The organism is Tamlana crocina, assembly GCA_040429635.1.
In the GTDB taxonomy this organism is placed as follows: Bacteria; Bacteroidota; Bacteroidia; order Flavobacteriales; family Flavobacteriaceae; genus Flavisericum; species Flavisericum crocinum.
Genome location: CP158972.1, coordinates 529,287 through 546,878, shown reverse-complemented (window position 1 = coordinate 546,878; position 17,592 = coordinate 529,287). Strand labels below are relative to the sequence as shown.

Sequence of the window (17,592 nt, the reverse complement as noted above, 5' to 3'; positions counted from 1 at the left end):
TTCGTTAATTAATACTTTAAAACTTTATCTATGGGTAAGTCGAATTTTTCATCGGTTTCTTACCGTTAAAATCTTTATAGATAAAGCACTCATAATATATTTAAATTTTAGTAATTTGTGATGAAAAATCTATTCCATTTATGTCAAAACTAATTGAGAAAGCCGAAAAATTTGTTTTTGATTTATTTAAAAATGAATTAGACAGTTCTTTTTTATATCATAATTACACACATACCGAGCGTGTTGTAAGAAGTTTGCGCGAAATTATTGAAAATACCGACGTAAGCAAAGAAGATGGCGAAATATTGGAGCTTGCCGCATTATTGCACGATACCGGATACACGAAAGTACGCGACGGACATGAAGAGGAAAGCGTAAAAATAGCCACAGCATTTTTAAAAGAAAACAAAGCTAACGACGAATTAATCGAAGCCGTGAGCACTTGTATAATGTCTACTAAATTCAAGAACCCACCAGAAACGGAATTAGGGAAAATAATAAGGGATGCCGATTCATCGCATTTTGGGAAGAAATATTTTGCTGAAGCGAGCGAGTTTTTACGAAAAGAGTTCGAACTACAGGGTATAAAAACATATTCGCCTTCGGAATGGCGCGACGAAAACATTCAAGTGCTTACCAAAAAACATGAGTTTTACACCGATTATGCTTTAAAAAACTGGCAAAAACAGAAGGAGGAGAATCTCGCCAAATTGATTAAGGCCAAGAAAAAACAAAAGGAAAAACTCAAAAAAGAGGAAATGAAGGCCAAATATAAGGCCCAGTACAAAAACGAAAGTCCCGAACGCGGCATCCAAACGTTTTATAGAGTGGCCTTAAGAAACCACATTAAATTAAGTGATATTGCCGATACCAAGGCCAACATTTTACTTTCGGTTAACGCCATTATTATTTCATTGGTATTGGCCAACTTAATTTCTAAACTGGACACCAATCCGTATTTAATTTATCCCACGGCTATTTTCACGATATCGTGCGTTATTTCCATGGTATTGTCCATTATTGCTACCAGACCGAATGTTACGAGCGGTGAGTTTACCAAAGAAGATGTTGCCAACAAAGATGTTAACCTTACTTTTTTTGGTAATTTCCATAAAATGGAACTTAAGGAATACGAATGGGCCGTTAGCGAACTTTTAAAGGACAAGAATTACGTTTACAACTCCCTAACCAAAGATCTTTATTTTTTAGGAAAAGTATTGGAAAGAAAATATAGGATCTTGCGGATAACCTATACCATTTTCATGATCGGGATGATTATTTCTGTGATTGCTTTTGGCATAGCATTAAAAAGGAATGGCACCAATTTAAAGGATGTTTTACCAGAAGAACCACCACTAACCTCACAAAATATAGTACCAAAACAGGACAATTTGAACTATCCTGTTTTTAGGCTTTAATTTCTTTCATAAGGTCGTCGTAAGTGTAGAAGGTTTTATTATCTTCATCTTTGCCGTGGTACAAAATGCCCACTCGCAAGGCTTTAAGCCCAGTAACTCCTTGTAAATCTTCAAGCTCAAGCACTTCAACGTCTTCGTTCAACACTTTTTTATTCTGAAGGAACTTGATATACCTCATGTATTCTTCCTCGTCCTCTTTTTGTGAATAAACAATGGAGATTTTTCCGTTTTGGGTAATACGTTCTTCAGTACCTTTTACAAAAGCTTTGTCAACCCGCTTTTTTACCACTTCGTAACGGGCATTATAGGTCCCATCTACATCAAATTGTTTTTCATCCATTCTAAACCTGATAGACAGCGGCTGATTAAACACCAAAATCATGGAAGCTACATCCAAATTTATAGGGTATAAATGCTGGTTACCGTAGTACTCATTTTCCATTTCGCACATCACCTGCAATTGCCAAAGCCTTAAATTATACAAGTAAATAGGGTTGAAACTATCGGCTTTTGTAATGGCTTCGCCAATGTACATATTGTGCTCTACCCCATCTGTTTTGTAACGCTCAAAATAATGTGGATACATGGCTTGGGCGTCTTTTTGTTTTTCATCCAATACCGCAGCCATATTTTTATTGATGAGCATGATGGTATCGTCATAATTTTTTCGGTAATAATAAATCAGGTTTAAATCGCTATCTATTTTCCCAAAATAATCTTCTATCTCTTCTTTTAAACGGTTTTCTTTTTTCAGTTGAAATTGAAATAAAGGCTCAATCTCTTTTCGTAAAAAAGCTACAATATTATGCTCGCTATCTACCTTGAAATTGGATTTTAGCTCTTTGGTGTAATTGTTTACTTGAAATAATATTTCCTCATAAATAGGCAGTGGTTCATCTTCATTGATCTGTCCAACAATTTTTTCTACCAACGATAATTGCAACAACAAATCCTTTTGCGTGGCCAAATTTCGGGCGTCCGATGATCCTTTTACATCAATTTGCCCAAATAACGGATAAATATCATCAAACACAATTTGCTCAAACGTGGCTTTACTGCCATATTGTATTTTGTTCTTTAAAAACTGGCGTGCGGCAGCCACAAATTTCCAATATACGCTTTGGTGAATAGATGTGCATTCCTGCTGAATTACAGCTTCAATAGCATTTTGCTCTTCTGCTTTAGAACGCTCAACAGCCGAAACAATAAACGGCATAACATCAACCAACCTGTTGGCGTTGATGCTGTTTAGTATTGTAGATTGACCTGAAACGATTTCCAATACTCCCATAACGCCTTGCTCATTCGCAATTGGAGCAAAAATGGCGCTTTTAACTCCCTGCTCGTGCAAACGATCAATGTGCGGCGGATGCCCTTCTACATTATTAAAAATGTGTTCTACATTCGAAATGGCTATTGTTTTTTTCTCATTAAGCAAACTGTTGTAAGACCAATTACACAATACCTCCAAACACTTTTCTTCTTGCTTTTCACCCAACAAAAAACTCTGCATTCCTGCACCGTGCACACATTCAAAGGTGCCCTCCTCTTTATTGAATATTGAAAACCCTGCCCTAATATCCTTTATACCCAAAAGGGAACGGAAAATTTCCTGAAACCCTTCCATGAAGGTCTCGTCCTTACGCTTTCCTCCTACAATTAAGCTTGATTTGATATTGGAAATGGACTGATCATCGGTTACATCAAAAATGTTTGAAATCACAAACCCTTTGAACACATAGCTTTTCGGCGGAAATTTATCTTTCCACAATGCGATGTTATGGAAATTATCGAGCAACTCTTCTATGTCTGCTTGCGTTAATTCAGGAGCATCATCGGTTCGTATAATTTCACAAAAATCGCCATTGTACAAAATCTTGTAATACCGCATGACGCCATTGGCATCGGGTATTTCATAAAAAAACGGCCGCTTAAAATTAAGCTTGCAACCATAATAAAAGTTTAAAATAATGGTACAAGCTATGATATAAGTATGGTCGTCGGGCATGTTTTTTATTTCGAGCTCGAAATCATTACCCGCCGATTTTATGATATTTTTGAATCGTTCAGAAGAATTGAAAATCAAATTGTGCAAAGGCACCGAAGCTGTTTTAATCTCGTTATTGGTCAACAACGGACTAAAACTATCTTGAAGAACTATACCAATTTCCTTTTCACGTTCTTTCAGCACCCCAACTTCACTAAATCCATCGCGCAGTTCAGGATACCCCTCAACACTATTTAAAATGCGTTTGGCCTTGGCCGCAATAAACTCATCGTTTCCTTTTGCTAAAACTTCATATTGCTCCAACAATTTATTGAAGCTAACCTTTAACAATAAAGGCGACTCGATATTTGCATTAATATCCATACAGTTACAATTCTTCCGGTACAAAATTACGAATTATTGGGTTAGTCGATACAAACTAGACTAATTAACACCAAAATTGTTACAAACCTGAAGTTGGATTTTTAAACTGAAGTTTTAAGAAATGATTAAATGCTGCAGCCCGTTTTAGTTAACCGCCGGACAAAGACAATCGTAGGCTTTTCTTCTGCAATTAAAATTATAACCTAGGGTTAACTGGTGAAAGCCCCCGTTAGTGAACACCACCGAATTGGTTTGGTAAGTATAGGTGTAAGCAAACATAAAGTTGTTATAGTCAATGCCTAATATGGGAGTTATCTGCTGTAAGCGTTGGCTATCAGTACCATTTCCGGTAGAAAATTCGGCACCATCAAAACTGTTCCTGTATGAAAGACCGCCCCAAAGTTTGCCAAATTCCATTTCCTTGTATGCCTTTACATTAACATCAATAGCGGCCTCTTCAGTAGCATCTCGGTACTGAAACATTACCGAAGGCTCGAAACTCCAACTGCTTCCGTATTTGTTAAAAACATAACCTGTGGATAATAAATAGCGTCTTAAATTGCTGGTGATTTCAACATCTCTATTGATACCAGAATTGTTCAAAAGATTTTTCACTGTAGCATGCGCATAAAAATCGAGATAATGGTATGAAAACCCAAAATCGACATTAAAATTGGTTTCGTTTTGCACAATGCCATCAATAGCTGGATCGGGAATGGGCGCGTCATTTAAAAAAGACGTTTCGTCCAATTGGTATTGAATAAATCCGGCACTTAACCCAAACGACAACATGTTCAAATCGGCCTCTGTTCTAGAAAACAATAAATGATGTGCGTAGGTAGCATAAGCGCCTTTTTGTGAGTGATAACCGTTTTCGTCGGCAAACACAATACCGCCAATACCGGACTGCGACTCGCCCAACCTGCCATTCATGCTCAATGTTAACAGTTTTGGTGCATCATCTTGGCCAAACCACTGTTGCCTACCTGTTAGCCTCACTTTAGAACAATTAGCAATACCGGCCATAGACGGATGGATTAAATAATAATTATCCGTTAAATAATCGGTATAAATAGGTAATGCTTCTTGTGAAGAGGCTAATTTGGAGCTTAGCACAAGAATTACCGACAAAATAAAAGTTATCAGTTTCATAATCAATCACCAAGTAGGCTTGGGTTTACAAAACGCATTTACTGCTTAAAAATTACATTTACAAACTGCGCTGTTATTATAATTATTTATGTTATTTCAACATACAACAAAACTCAAATATATGACATCTAACGTTTTCTTTTAGTATTTTTGTAAAAAATTAGCTAAATGAACAATTATCAGGTTTCTGTACAAAAAACATCAAATGATGCTATTGTAAAATTCGAAATAAATCAATTTGTTACCAAGCACCAAAGCTTTGAGTTCAATAACATTGACGAGGCGAAGCATTCGCCTTTGGCGCAACAATTATTCCATTTGCCCTTTGTGAAAAAAGTATATATCAGTAGTAATTTTATAGCTGTTGAACGTTACAATATTGTGGAATGGAGCGACGTTCAGGATGAAGTGGCTGAACAAATTGAAGCTTACCTAAACAATGGCGGAGTTGTGGTTGAAGAGCAAGCGGCTCCTAAAAAAATACCGGTTACAGTTTATGCCGAAAGCACTCCAAATCCAGCGGTAATGAAATTTGTGGCCAACAAAAAAATTGTGAATACTATGTTTGAGTTCACCTCTATAGAAGAGGCCAAGCTCTCGCCATTGGCCACACAATTATTCCATTTTCCATTTGTGAAAAGCGTATTTTTTGACGAAAACTACGTGTCGATAACCAAATACGACATCACCGAATGGCAGGAAATCACCATTCAATTACGTGAATTCATCAAAGATCATATTGAAAAAGGACAAGAAATAGTGGCTCCTGATGCGGCACAAAAATTAGAAAAATCGACCGAGCAACTCGACCACCGTTTCGATAATTTGGATGACACCTCAAAAGAAATCGTCAACATTCTGGAAGAATATGTAAAACCGGCCGTGGCCAGCGATGGTGGAAACATCCAGTTTATTTCGTATGACGAGGACACCAAAAACGTTAGTGTTTTGCTTCAAGGGGCCTGTAGCGGTTGCCCATCGTCAACCCTTACCCTTAAAAGCGGGATTGAGAACATGCTAAAGCAAATGTTGCCCGGAAAGGTTGAAATGGTTGAAGCCATTAACGGATAAATTTTCAAAAACATCAAAAAGGAAAGCGTTCATATTTTGAACGCTTTTTTTACGCTCCATTTTAGCTTACTTTGAAAAAAACAACAACGTTAGTATGTCCATTACGACTACCCTCTTAATTGCTTTTGTAGCTTTAGAACATATTTATTTTTCTGGTTTTAGAAATGTTTCTCTGAACCAAACCTACTGGCATAAAAACCTTCGGAATAAAATCAAAGGGATTTGCTGAAGACACCAAAGTACTCGCAGCCAACCAAGGACTTTACAACGGGTTTTTAGCAGCGGGCTTATTTTTTTCTTGGTTTGTGTGACTATTGCAGCCATTTATGGGTCTTACTCCACAAAACAGATAAGGATATTTTATTTCCAGGCCATTCCCGCCATTGTGGCTTTAGCCAGTCTCTGTTTGTAAAAATTTAACTATATTTTCACATACTAAACACAAAAACCTTTTTTTATAGATATAATTTTGTATCACTAATTAACTTAAAATTTTTATGGATTTAGAAAACGTAGACACTGAAAAATGGATTGATTTAATAGTTGAGTACGGCTTAAAGGTACTCGGCGCTATTGTTATTTGGATAGTTGGTGCTTGGGTAATAAAAAAGATACTTAAGGCCACAAAAAGCATTATGTCCAAACAAAACTACGACGAAAGCCTTCAAAAGTTTTTAATGAATCTTTTAGGCTGGATTTTAAAGATTATTTTAATTATTGTTGTTTTGGGCACCGTAGGAGTTGAAACCACTTCGTTTGCTGCTATTTTAGCTGCCGCAGGTTTAGCCATTGGTATGGCGCTTCAAGGTTCTCTTGGAAATTTTGCCGGTGGGGTATTGATCATGATTTTCAAACCTTTTAAAATAGGTGACTTAATCGAAGCTCAAGGTGAAATTGGCGTGGTTAAGGAAATTGAAATTTTTACCACCAAATTGACCGGCTTATCAAACCGTGAGATTATTATTCCTAATGGGTCGCTTTCCAATGGAAACATTATCAATTACACTACTGAAGGTACGCGTCGTGTCGATTTGGTTTTTGGTGTAAGTTATGATGCCGACATTAAAAAGACGAAAGAGGTGATTATGAATGTGCTCACTTCACATCCAAAAGTACTGAAAGATCCTGCCCCAGCAGTTACCGTATTGGAACTTGCCGACAGCTCTGTAAACTTTGCCACCAGGCCATGGTGCAAATCTGAGGATTATTGGGACGTATATTTTGATGTTACCGAAAACGTTAAGGAAGCCCTTGATGCTGCCGGAATCGAAATTCCATACCCACATCAAGTAGAAATTCAAAAGCAAGGTTAAAACCTTTTTGTAATATTTAAATATAATGCCCTGTTACAGATTTGTAACGGGGCTTATTTTTTTGACTTTAACGCTACAAAATCCTTTAAATAAAAAGGCTCAAAGTAGGCGACATCTTCTGTATCGTTTTGTTTGAATTTTTCATAAGCCAAGTGGCTCATTTCATTAGCCGATGGTAATTCACCTTCAACAAAAATAGCATTCTCGTGTGTTATCAAGTTTTTGGTCTTTTCAACACCATTACCTACAAAATACACTTTTCCGTTGTTTAGTTCTTCCGCGAAAGCGTTTTCATCTAAAATTTGTGCTTGGGTCTCTCGAATCCTGTCATGTGCATTGCTGAATATTGCAGAATATACTTCCAGGCGTCTCGCATCGAGCATGGGCACGATAATGCCTTCCTCTGCTTTTACCTTATGCGCCAAAGCTTCTAAAGTGGGCACCGAAATAAGCGGTTTATTCAAGGCAAAACACAGTCCTTTGGCGGCCGAAACCCCAATGCGCAAGCCCGTATAAGAGCCCGGGCCTTTGCTGATGGCGATGGCCGACAAATCTTTTGGCGCAATTTTAGCTTCTTTTAAAACCTGGTCGATGTAAACATGCAACCGCTCGGCATGCGAATAGCCTTTATCGTTGTCTTCTTTTAAAACAATGGTTTCCCCGTTTTTTGAAAGCGACACCGAACAATTGGTGGTTGCGGTTTCAATATTAAGTATATACGTGCTCACTATTAATCGAATAAAGATTTACCGGCGTAAAAGTCTAAAACTTTTGTCTTAAAAACAAAATCGTACTTGGCATTTATTAAAGACGACTCGGCATTTATTAACTGAACCCGGGCCTGTTCCAATTCGTAGGTCGTCATTACCCCAATATCGTAGCGTTCTTTGGAATTATTGAATGCCAGTTTTTGCGATTCAAGTGATTTTTTAGCAGCATCGAAAGCCTTAAAAGCAGCTTGGGCATCGGTAAAGGCTTGCTGGATATTGGCTTCCAAATCCAATTTGGCACGCTGTAAATTGAGCTTACTGTTTTCTTCCTGAATTTTTGATTTGGCCACTGCCGTTTTATTTTGATACCTCGAAAAAATGGGAATGTTTACATTCAAATTGAAATTGTGCCCTTTGAACAAATCGAGCTCCCTGAAAAAAGCTTGTTTTACCAAATCGTTTTTAGATTCACTCCAAACCGAACCAAAGCCATAACCAAAACTCACAGACGGATAATACCCCGATTTTGAAATTTCGGTGCTCAATTCGGCACTTTCAACACCTTTTTCAGCTACTTTAATTTCACTGCGGTTTTCTAAAGCATGGTTTAAAACAGGGGTAACTTCTTTATATAATAAATTTTCCGAAGGGCTATCAACGGTAATAATTTCAACATCAAACCCTTCAAACGGCACTTGCAATAATTGCGATAGCGTTAACAACGCCAAAGTATAACTGTTTTCGGCCAGAGTAACCTGTTGGGCATCGCGGCTTAGAGTGGCTTCGGCATCGTAAATATTGGCTTTAGGCTGTACTCCGGCATCCACCAAATCTTTTACCTGTTTCAATTGTTTGCTACTGAATTCATACTGTGCTTTGGCGGTCTGCAAATTTTCCTTGTTGAACGCTACATTCAAATAGGCATTTACCACATTAAGGGATACATCGTCCTTTATTCTGCTTAACTCCAAAGCATTGGTTTCTTTGGTGAGCTGCGACTGTTTGTATTGGTTCAGCGTACGGAAGCCATTGAACACATTCTGGCTAACGCTTAAATTGTAATTGAATGAATGCGTGGTTTGGTTGTTGATACGCTGGTTGGAAACGGGATCGAAACCCGAACCAATACTCATCCGTTGGCCCATGCTACCACTCACCGATGGCAAAAACTGACCTCTCGCCGCCAGAATATCCTGGTCGTTGCTCAACAATGTATTTTCACTTTGTTGAATAGTGATGTTATGCTCCAAGGCATGGTTAACACACTCCTGAAGCGTCCACTTTTTTTGCTGCGAAAATGAAAATAACGATACAAAAAGTAGCGCCAAACACAAACCTGATTTTTGGTATTCACTTTTAATCATCTTTCGGCTCTTTTTTATCTTCATCGTCGTTATTATCGTTTGATGCTTTATTCCAAACCTTGATTTTCTCGCCCTCTTTCACACCGTCTTTAATCTCAACATTAATACCATCAGAAATACCCAATTCCACATCTTCTTTTTTGAATTTATTATCGCCATCGAGCACTTCCACAAAGGGTTTTTCGGTAATACGGTTGTATTGCAGCAAGGCTTCGCGAATGGCCAGCACGCTGTCTTTGGCCTCAAGGTCGATTTCGGCATTGGCACTGTAGCCCGCCCTGATATTGGTAACCGTATCGATTTTCACATCGGCCTTAATGGTAAACTGTACAGCACCATTTTCTTCGATGCCTTTTGGAGCGACGAAGGTTAACGTAGCCGGAAAATCTTTATCTTTTATCGCGCCCAAAACTACTTTGATTTCTTTGCCTTCTTTCAATTTACCTACTTCGGCTTCATCTACTTTACCTTCAAAAATCATTTTGCTCATATCTGCAATAACAGCAATGGTGGTTCCGGCATTAAAATTATTACTTTGAATCACTTGATCGCCCTCACGAACCGGAATCTCCAAAATAGTGCCTTGAATTTGGGCTACAATATTGGTGTTTGCCGAACTACCTCCCGAAATGGATCCCTGTTTTATAATTTGATAATCGTTCTGGGCTTGGGCCAAAGTTTCCTTGGCTTGGTTGTAAGACAGCTCGCTGTTTTCAAAATCCTGTTGAGAAATCACGCCTTTGTCAAAAAGGGCTTTATTACGGTTGTAAAGAATTTTGGCATTATCGAACGACAATTTTGAAGATGCAATCCGGCTTTTGGCACTCACCAAACTTTGCTCGTTGGGCACTACCCTAATTGTTGCAATTAAATCGCCTTTTTTTACCACGTCGCCTTCCTCTACCACGATTTTATCGACAATACCCGAAATTTGCGGTTTTAGCTCTACTTCTTCCTCGGGGTTTAATTTGCCCGTGGCCACAGCTTTGGTGTTTATCGACGTGTAAAAGGGCTCTTCAACCTTGTAATCGACAATGTCTTTAGAATTGGCATCCTTAAAATATTTTAGCACAAATGCCAAGGCTATAATGCCCACTAAAACTAAAATGATTCTTACTGTTTTATTCATTTTTTTGATTGTTTATTCTTCTCTTAATGCTTCAATAGGTTTTACACTGGTGGCCTTAAACGCTGGGATAAGTCCGATTAATGTTCCTAAGATGACTAATATGACCAAGGCCACAAAAACCACCGAAATCGACACCGATGCGTTCACGATGGCCGCCTCATCGCCTTGCCCAAAAAAGTAGTCTAATGTAATGAGTATCCAGCCTCCGGTAATAATTCCAATAACCCCAGCTACCAAGGTTAAAAACACGGCTTCGACCACTATTTGCCGTTTTATTTCAAAGGGTGTGGCACCCAATGCACGGCGTACTCCAATTTCTTTGGTGCGCTCTTTTACCGTAATCAATAAAATATTCCCGATGGCAAAAACGCCCGCTACTAAAGTGGCCAAGCCCACAAACCATGTTAAAAACTGCATGCCCGTTAAAAAGCCAGTTACTTTTGCAAATTCCTTCCCCATGTTAAAACTCCTGAAGCCTCGTTTATCTTCGGGATGCACGTGGTTTAAGGTTTTCAACATCAAAATGGCATCGTTTTCTATTTGTTGAATATCGAACTCTGGCTTTCCCGTAATCATTAAAAAACCAATTTTTTCGCCCTGATTATATACCTGCTGAAAAGTGGTAAACGGAATGTGGATGTCTTCACTCGGGCCAAAATTAACATTGCCCTGATCGTACATGCCCACCACCATGTAGTTGATGTTGTTTACTTGAATGTACTGCCCAATAGGGTTTTCGTCTTTTTCAAAAAGTTGTTTGTAAATACTTTCGGAAATGACCGCTACTTTTTTATGGTCGTCGATGTCACTTTGGTTGATAAACCGTCCATGTACCAATTTCTTTTTTTGAACCTTATCGAGCACCGGATAATCTCCCATCACATTGAAAGTTCCCGAGAGGAAATTCCGCACCACCAAACCTTGGTTCATATTTCTTGGCACGACAAATTCTATGCCTTCAACATTGGCCTCTACTTTTACAATATCGGTTAAGGTTAATTGTACCCTTCTACCCTCCTGAAAGCCCTTAAATGGCCTCCCGGTTGAGCTGCCCATAACAAATACGCTGTTGGTGGCAAAATCACCAAACAAACGGTTGAATGCGTTTTCCAAGCCCCGTGCCGAGCCCAATAATCCGATGAGCAATAATATACCCCACCAAACGCCTACCATGGTCAAAACCGACCGCAGTTTGTTCTTGTTGAAGCTATCGAAAACCTCTTGCCATGTATCTCTATCGAATAAAAATCTAAACATCGCTAATCGTTTCTTAAGGCTACAATGGGTTTAATTTTTGAAGCATGTTTAGCTGGTATGTAACCCGCAATGGCTCCGGCTAGAATAAGTACAATGGTTGCTCCCACCACCAGCCTATTGCTCACACTGGGGTCTTTTATAAAATATTGTTCCAAATACGGTGCTACCCACTCCAAAACGCCAACGCCTATTAGCAAACCGACGTAGCCTGCAATTGCTGTAATAATGATAGATTCCAACAAAATAATGGATACAATGGAACGCGGCGAAGCCCCCAAAGCTTTACGAATACCGATTTCTTTGGTGCGCTCTTTTACAATAAAAATCATAATATTACTGATGCCCACCACCCCAGCGATTAAAGTACCGAAGCCAATAACCAAAATGATAACTGTGAGCCCAAAGGTCATCATATCTACTTGCTTGGTGCCCTGTGCCATATTGTGCACCCTAATGGCCCGTTGGTCGCTTCTCGCCACCGAAAAACGTTCTTTTAATTTTTTGGTGATATCGTTTCCAAAAGCCAACGCTTGATCGCTGTTCATTTTTGGATTGTACGTTAAGTGCATAAAATCGATAAAATCGTTATTGCCGTACAAAAACTGGGCGGTAGTCAGGGGCACATAAATAACCCGCTCTTCGTTGTCGCCTTCATCATCAGTAAAAACGCCCACTACTTTAAAAGAAATGCCGTTTAAGCTGATGTACTTTCCAATGGCGGTTTCCTTTAAAAACAGTTCGTCGTTAACCACATTGCCGATTACGGCCACTTTGGTTTTATTGTTTAAATCGTTTTGATTGAGGTAGCGGCCTTCGCTCACAACATTGTTTTCAATAAACATGTATTCGGGATGCACGGCCCGCATTTGGTAGGTGTTTTTCTCGCCTTTAAAAGTGGCAGTTACGTTTCTGTTGACTTTACTGGTTATGTACTGTACTTTTTCACCAAACTCATCCAATACAAAATCGTGGTCTTCGTTTTTAAATTGGATTTGCCGTCCCGCCTGAAGGCCATCGTGCGCTTTGGTAGTTCGTCCCGGAAAAATAACAATGGAATTATTGGCATCGGTACCAAAGGCTTCAGCAAAAGTGTTTTGTAAACCGTTGGCAATACCAAAAAGAATGGCGAAAAGCAAAATGGCGAAGGCCACCGTAAACCCCGAAAGCAAACTTCGAGTCCGGTTTTTATTGATACTTTGAAATATTTCCCTCCAAAGGTCTAAATCAAACATATTGACCGGCTCTTACCTGATTTATTTTTTTGTCTTCCATAATTACCCCGTCGCGAAGCCTTACAATGCGTTTGCACATATTGGCAATATCTTCTTCGTGGGTAACCATTAAAATGGTTTTTCCTTCGTCATTCAATTGCTGTATAAACTCCATAATTTCGTGCGAGGTTTTGGTATCGAGTGCTCCGGTTGGCTCATCGGCTAGCAATAATTTGGGGTTGGCCGCCAAAGCACGGGCAATGGCCACACGTTGTTTTTGCCCTCCAGAAAGTTCCTTTGGCAGATGTTCGGCCCAGTTGGCCAATCCTACTTTTTCTAAATGGAACAATGCCTTTTCTTGGCGTTCCTTTCTATTCATACCTTGGTAGTACAGTGGCAATGCCACATTTTCCAAGGCGTTTTTATAATTTATCAAATTGAAAGACTGAAAAATGAACCCTAAAAATTTATTTCGGTAAACGGCCGCTTTTTTTTCTGTTAGGTCTTTAATGGGGAGTCCATCTAAAATATATTCACCCGTATCGGCTTCATCCAACATCCCAATAATATTCAGCAACGTAGATTTTCCTGAACCTGATGAGCCCATAATGGCTACCATTTCGCCCTCTTCAATATTGAGGTCTATTCCTTTTAAAACATGTAAACTGGAATCGCCAATGGGATAGGACTTGTGAAGCTCGTGAATTTTCAACATAACTTTGATGGATTTTAGGATTCTTATAGCCTAAAAAGTTAGACTACCCTCACAAAGAAATGTTACAAATTAAGTAAATAAAACTTTTTATTACTTTTTTAACGTATTGAATTTACGATAAATAGCATAAGCTATACCAGCCACCAAAATGTATGGAATGGCCATAAGGTACACGATGCCATCGTTAATGCCCTCGGCTGCAGTTTGGCTTTCTTCGCTCTCCAATACGGCACGGCACATGGCGCACTGAGCGTTTGTCTCTAGAAAAAAGAGAACAGAAAAGAGAAAAAAGACGAGTTTGTTTTTCATTTTAAATCTTATGAGACCCCGATATTCATCGGGGTTAATTCAACTTACTAATTTGTTCTCGTTTTGCAAACTTCACAAATTAGAGTTTCATTAATAGTAAGGTGAAATCATAATATAAACAATTACCCCCGAAACAGCCACATACAACCACAACGGAAACGTAATCTTGGCTATTTTTTTATGCTTTTCAATATTATTGGTTATGGCACGAACGTAAGTAATCAACACGAACGGGATAATGATGATCGACAACAAAATATGCGTAATCAACACGAAATAATAAATGTATTTTATGGCACCTTCGCCTCCAAACTTGGTGGAATCGCTGGTCATGTGATAGGCTACGTACATCACTAAAAACGCTACCGAACAGCCAATGGCCGTTTTCATTACATTTTCGTGCAATTTTACTTTTTTGTTTTTAATTGCCACAAAAGCAATAACCAACAAAACGGCGGTAAAACCATTAATGGTGGCATAAATAGGCGGCAAAAAACTTAAAGGCTCTACGTTAGGGATTTTAATACCAAACAATACCGCTACCGCAACGGGAATTAAAATAGAAAGTACAACAATTAACTTGTTGTATTTTTTTTCGTCTAAAATTTCTTGTGAATTATTCATTAAGCAACTTTTTTATATCTTCTTTTAGCGCGCTGATTTCTTCGGGCGCTCCATCATCATCTACTTTTTCATCTTCGGAAACAATCCCTCTGTAATAGATAATGGGGTTTCCAAAATCATCTTTTCTTGAACGGATAAAACCGTTTTTATCAATCAAGGCAAAATTACCCGAATGCTCAAATCCGCCTGCTGCACTTTCTTCTTCGGCTGTATAAAGATTAAAGCCTTCGTTAGCCAATTTATAAATCGCATCTTGATTGCCCGTCATTAAATGCCAATTGGGGTTGGTAATACCGTATTGTTCGGCGTAATTTTTTAAAACTTCGGGGGTGTCGAATTCGGGATTAATGGTAAACGAAGCCACTCCAAAATTTTCAAATCCATTGAATGCATTTTGAATTTGAACCAAGTTACGATTCATTCTGGGGCAAATGGTCGGGCATGTAGTAAAGAAAAATTCTATCACATATACTTTGCCTTCATAATCTTTATTCGTGACGGTCTTTCCGTTTTGATCGGTAAACGAAAACGGTGGTACTTTTTTGGGTTCACCGTTAATTTCGATAAACGCCAAACCAGAATCAATCGATTTATTTTCATCGGCATAATCACTGCGACTTTCCTTTCGGTTTATATCGCCTTCTGAAATTCTATCAACAATTTTCGGAATAAAAATAATCCCAAAAACCAAAATAATAAAAGCGATGCCTATGTATGAATAATTATTCTTTTTCATCGTTGCTGTTTAAATCGTTAGCGCGGCGCGTATCTGAGTTGAACTCTCCTTTTCGTTTTTGCCGATACTCGGTAAACAAAATGCGCATGTCTTCGCTCATTTTGTTCTTTATTTCGGCCACTTCAATACAATCGTAACTGTTTAGTCCGTAAACGGGTTTGTCCTTTTTCAATTCGTTATCGGTACGATCGTCTATTCTGCCGCGTTGGTTCAAATCTTTATCAATGATGAACACATGGTTGGTGGAAAAATCTTCTCTAAGCGGTTCTTCACTTTTTAAACTGGCGAATAGTTGTTCAATTTCGGAAGGTTCGCCGAACACAAAATGCCAAAACCTTAAATCTTCGTAAGAGCTTATTTCCGTTTTTAACTGACTTACGGCTTCTTCCGTCCCAACGGGCGCCACAAGCACCATTTGGAAACGTTTAAAGCCTTTAAACTTATCGTACACCAATTCCTTTAGGTTGGATGCACTGGTAGCGTTTTCCATTGGGTTTGTACCGACAAACCCTAAAACGGTAATATGGTCTTTTAAAACAATGTCTTCTTCGGAAGTTGAAGTAAACCCTTCTAAATCGGCTACAGAATCATTAACAATATCGAGGGGCGTATAATTATGTGTTGCCGGATAAAGCATCAATAAAAACGTTACGGGAAGAAAAAACAAAATCCCTAATACAACGTACCGACTCACTTTTTTGTAATCCATAAAACACTGAGGTTTTCGCAGCTAAAAAATGCGCTGCAAAAATAGAAAAAGGCGGTTGAAAAACCGCCTTTATTACTTTATTTAACACTTAAATTCCAGTAGACTATTAAACAGAAAACTGTTTAAAAATCTCTTTTTATAAAGCCTTCGTCATATACTTTAAATACATAACCACCTTCTTGCAACAAGATGAATATTAAGTAAAGTATCAAGAAAATGGTAGTCCAAACTACCGCGCGTCTCAATCCTTTGGTTTCATCGCGCATGTGCATGAAATCCCAAGTAATGTAGTACGCCTTAACTATGGTTAAAATAATGAAAATCCAGTTCAGTAATTTCATTCCCAAAACTTGGGCCATAGACCATTTTGGTTTGTAAATACCCAATACAACCTCTATCGCCGTAACAATGGATAAAAATATAAGTACACCCCAAATTTTCTGGGTATTGGATTTAAACTTTAGTAAACCTCTAAATATTTCTAGTTTATGTTCGTGTGCCATTTTTTAAGTTTTTCTTTATTATACAAGGTAGAAGAAGGTAAATACAAATACCCAAACTAAATCTACAAAGTGCCAGTATAAACCAACTTTTTCTACCATTTCGTAACTCTTGCGTCTTTCGTAAGTACCCAATACCACATTGAAGAAAATAATGATATTAAGAACCACTCCCGAAAATACGTGGAACCCGTGAAATCCTGTAATGAAGAAAAAGAAATCGGCAAACAATGGCGAACCGTATTCATTCACATGAAGGTTAGCGCCTTCAACAACCAACTTTCCGTTTTCTTTGATCTGCTTTAAAGACTCTTCTCTTGACAAAACTGTTTTGTGTCCGTTTTCATCAAGCAACTGTGTTCTTACCAAAACATTCTCGTGGCTTTCCAATCCTTTTACTACTTCTTCCACAGTAAATGGAGGCAGTGGCGCTTCATCTACAAACCACAAACCGTTTTTACGTTCGTGGGCTGTTCTATCGGTATGCTCGGCCACCACAAAATCTCTTAATGCTACGCGGTGCCCATCGGTATCAACAAACTGAAGAATATTTCCGCCTTTGGTTTGTACAGCACCGTAATCGCCTTTTATAAATGTTGCCCATTCCCATGCTTGCGACCCCACGAAGATTAAACCTCCAATAATGGTCAAGAACATGTAAAGGGTTACTTTTGCTTTGTTTAAATGATGCCCAGCATCAACAGCCAATACCATGGTTACAGACGACATGATTAAAATGAACGTCATGAACGCCACATAAATCATCGGTAACTCTTGTCCGTGCAAAAACGGAACGTGTGTAAATACTTCGTCGGCAATAGGCCACTCGCTTATAAACTTAAATCTTGAAAAACCGTAGGCCGCTAAAAAGCCAGAAAAGGTTAAGGCATCAGAAACGATGAAAAACCACATCATCATTTTACCGTAACTTGCTTTTAGTGGCTCGTTACCGCCACTCCAAGTTTTGCCTTCTGCTACTGCTGTACTCATATTTATTGGTTGT

At 38.6% G+C, this 17,592-nt stretch carries 17 protein-coding genes and 1 pseudogene; 4 read left to right on the top strand and 14 right to left on the bottom strand.

The window, feature by feature from the left end; all coding sequences use genetic code 11:
• Window positions 1-140: 140 nt before the first annotated feature.
• Window positions 141-1,418, top strand: coding sequence for a Pycsar system effector family protein (locus tag ABI125_02405; protein XCF06720.1), 1,278 nt, complete (start codon window positions 141-143; stop codon window positions 1,416-1,418).
• On the opposite strand, the gene ABI125_02400 is transcribed toward ABI125_02405, so the two are convergent.
• Both ABI125_02400 and ABI125_02395 read right to left on the bottom strand, forming a co-directional pair.
• Window positions 1,408-3,789: a GAF domain-containing protein gene (locus tag ABI125_02400; protein ID XCF06719.1), complete on the bottom strand. Its 2,382-nt coding sequence runs from the start codon at window positions 3,787-3,789 to the stop codon at window positions 1,408-1,410. The two genes, ABI125_02405 and ABI125_02400, sit on opposite strands and share 11 nt — an antisense overlap.
• Window positions 3,790-3,933: 144 nt before the next feature.
• Complete coding sequence (locus tag ABI125_02395) at window positions 3,934-4,941, bottom strand: type IX secretion system membrane protein PorP/SprF (protein ID XCF06718.1); 1,008 nt, start codon at window positions 4,939-4,941, stop codon at window positions 3,934-3,936.
• A 168-nt stretch (window positions 4,942-5,109) separates the two neighbouring features.
• On the opposite strand from ABI125_02395, the gene ABI125_02390 reads away from it, so the two are divergent.
• The 3 genes and pseudogenes from ABI125_02390 to ABI125_02380 all read left to right on the top strand — a co-directional run bounded on the left by ABI125_02390 (window position 5,110) and on the right by ABI125_02380 (window position 7,325).
• The gene (locus ABI125_02390) at window positions 5,110-6,012 is read left to right on the top strand and encodes a NifU family protein (GenBank protein ID XCF06717.1); all 903 of its coding nucleotides are present in this window, start codon (window positions 5,110-5,112) and stop codon (window positions 6,010-6,012) included.
• 191 nt (window positions 6,013-6,203) lie between these two features.
• Window positions 6,204-6,424, top strand: a pseudogene (locus tag ABI125_02385) (DUF1304 domain-containing protein).
• An 85-nt stretch (window positions 6,425-6,509) separates the two neighbouring features.
• A complete protein-coding gene (locus ABI125_02380) occupies window positions 6,510-7,325 on the top strand; it encodes a mechanosensitive ion channel domain-containing protein (protein XCF06716.1) in 816 nt (271 codons plus the stop codon).
• 53 nt (window positions 7,326-7,378) lie between these two features.
• On the opposite strand, the gene tsaB is transcribed toward ABI125_02380, so the two are convergent.
• The 12 genes from tsaB to ABI125_02320 all read right to left on the bottom strand — a co-directional run bounded on the left by tsaB (window position 7,379) and on the right by ABI125_02320 (window position 17,579).
• Window positions 7,379-8,053, bottom strand: a complete 675-nt coding sequence (gene tsaB / locus ABI125_02375) for a tRNA (adenosine(37)-N6)-threonylcarbamoyltransferase complex dimerization subunit type 1 TsaB (protein ID XCF06715.1) — start codon at window positions 8,051-8,053, stop codon at window positions 7,379-7,381.
• A 2-nt stretch (window positions 8,054-8,055) separates the two neighbouring features.
• Window positions 8,056-9,423 (bottom strand): TolC family protein, encoded by a 1,368-nt coding sequence (locus ABI125_02370; protein ID XCF06714.1) that lies wholly within the window; start codon window positions 9,421-9,423, stop codon window positions 8,056-8,058.
• The gene (locus ABI125_02365) at window positions 9,392-10,528 is read right to left on the bottom strand and encodes an efflux RND transporter periplasmic adaptor subunit (protein XCF06713.1); all 1,137 of its coding nucleotides are present in this window, start codon (window positions 10,526-10,528) and stop codon (window positions 9,392-9,394) included. The genes ABI125_02370 and ABI125_02365 overlap by 32 nt, the downstream gene beginning before the upstream one ends.
• 12 nt (window positions 10,529-10,540) lie before the next feature.
• Window positions 10,541-11,785 carry an ABC transporter permease gene (locus ABI125_02360; protein ID XCF06712.1) on the bottom strand — a complete coding sequence of 415 codons (1,245 nt, stop codon included), beginning with the start codon at window positions 11,783-11,785 and terminating at the stop codon, window positions 10,541-10,543.
• Between the two features lie 2 nt (window positions 11,786-11,787).
• Window positions 11,788-13,017: an ABC transporter permease gene (locus ABI125_02355; GenBank protein XCF06711.1), complete on the bottom strand. Its 1,230-nt coding sequence runs from the start codon at window positions 13,015-13,017 to the stop codon at window positions 11,788-11,790.
• Complete coding sequence (locus tag ABI125_02350) at window positions 13,010-13,711, bottom strand: ABC transporter ATP-binding protein (protein XCF06710.1); 702 nt, start codon at window positions 13,709-13,711, stop codon at window positions 13,010-13,012. Before ABI125_02350 ends, ABI125_02355 begins: the two co-directional genes overlap by 8 nt.
• Before the next feature lie 90 nt (window positions 13,712-13,801).
• Window positions 13,802-14,020 (bottom strand): hypothetical protein, encoded by a 219-nt coding sequence (locus tag ABI125_02345; protein ID XCF06709.1) that lies wholly within the window; start codon window positions 14,018-14,020, stop codon window positions 13,802-13,804.
• Window positions 14,021-14,110: 90 nt separating this feature from the next.
• Window positions 14,111-14,644 carry a DUF420 domain-containing protein gene (locus ABI125_02340; protein XCF06708.1) on the bottom strand — a complete coding sequence of 178 codons (534 nt, stop codon included), beginning with the start codon at window positions 14,642-14,644 and terminating at the stop codon, window positions 14,111-14,113.
• Window positions 14,637-15,380, bottom strand: a complete 744-nt coding sequence (locus ABI125_02335) for an SCO family protein (GenBank protein XCF06707.1) — start codon at window positions 15,378-15,380, stop codon at window positions 14,637-14,639. The genes ABI125_02340 and ABI125_02335 overlap by 8 nt, the downstream gene beginning before the upstream one ends.
• Window positions 15,367-16,089, bottom strand: coding sequence for a hypothetical protein (locus ABI125_02330; protein ID XCF06706.1), 723 nt, complete (start codon window positions 16,087-16,089; stop codon window positions 15,367-15,369). The genes ABI125_02335 and ABI125_02330 overlap by 14 nt, the downstream gene beginning before the upstream one ends.
• A gap of 122 nt (window positions 16,090-16,211) precedes the next feature.
• Entirely contained in the window at window positions 16,212-16,592 is a 381-nt protein-coding gene (locus ABI125_02325; protein ID XCF06705.1) for a cytochrome C oxidase subunit IV family protein, read from the bottom strand.
• A gap of 18 nt (window positions 16,593-16,610) precedes the next feature.
• Complete coding sequence (locus ABI125_02320) at window positions 16,611-17,579, bottom strand: cytochrome c oxidase subunit 3 (GenBank protein XCF06704.1); 969 nt, start codon at window positions 17,577-17,579, stop codon at window positions 16,611-16,613.
• Between the last annotated feature and the right edge of the window lie 13 nt (window positions 17,580-17,592).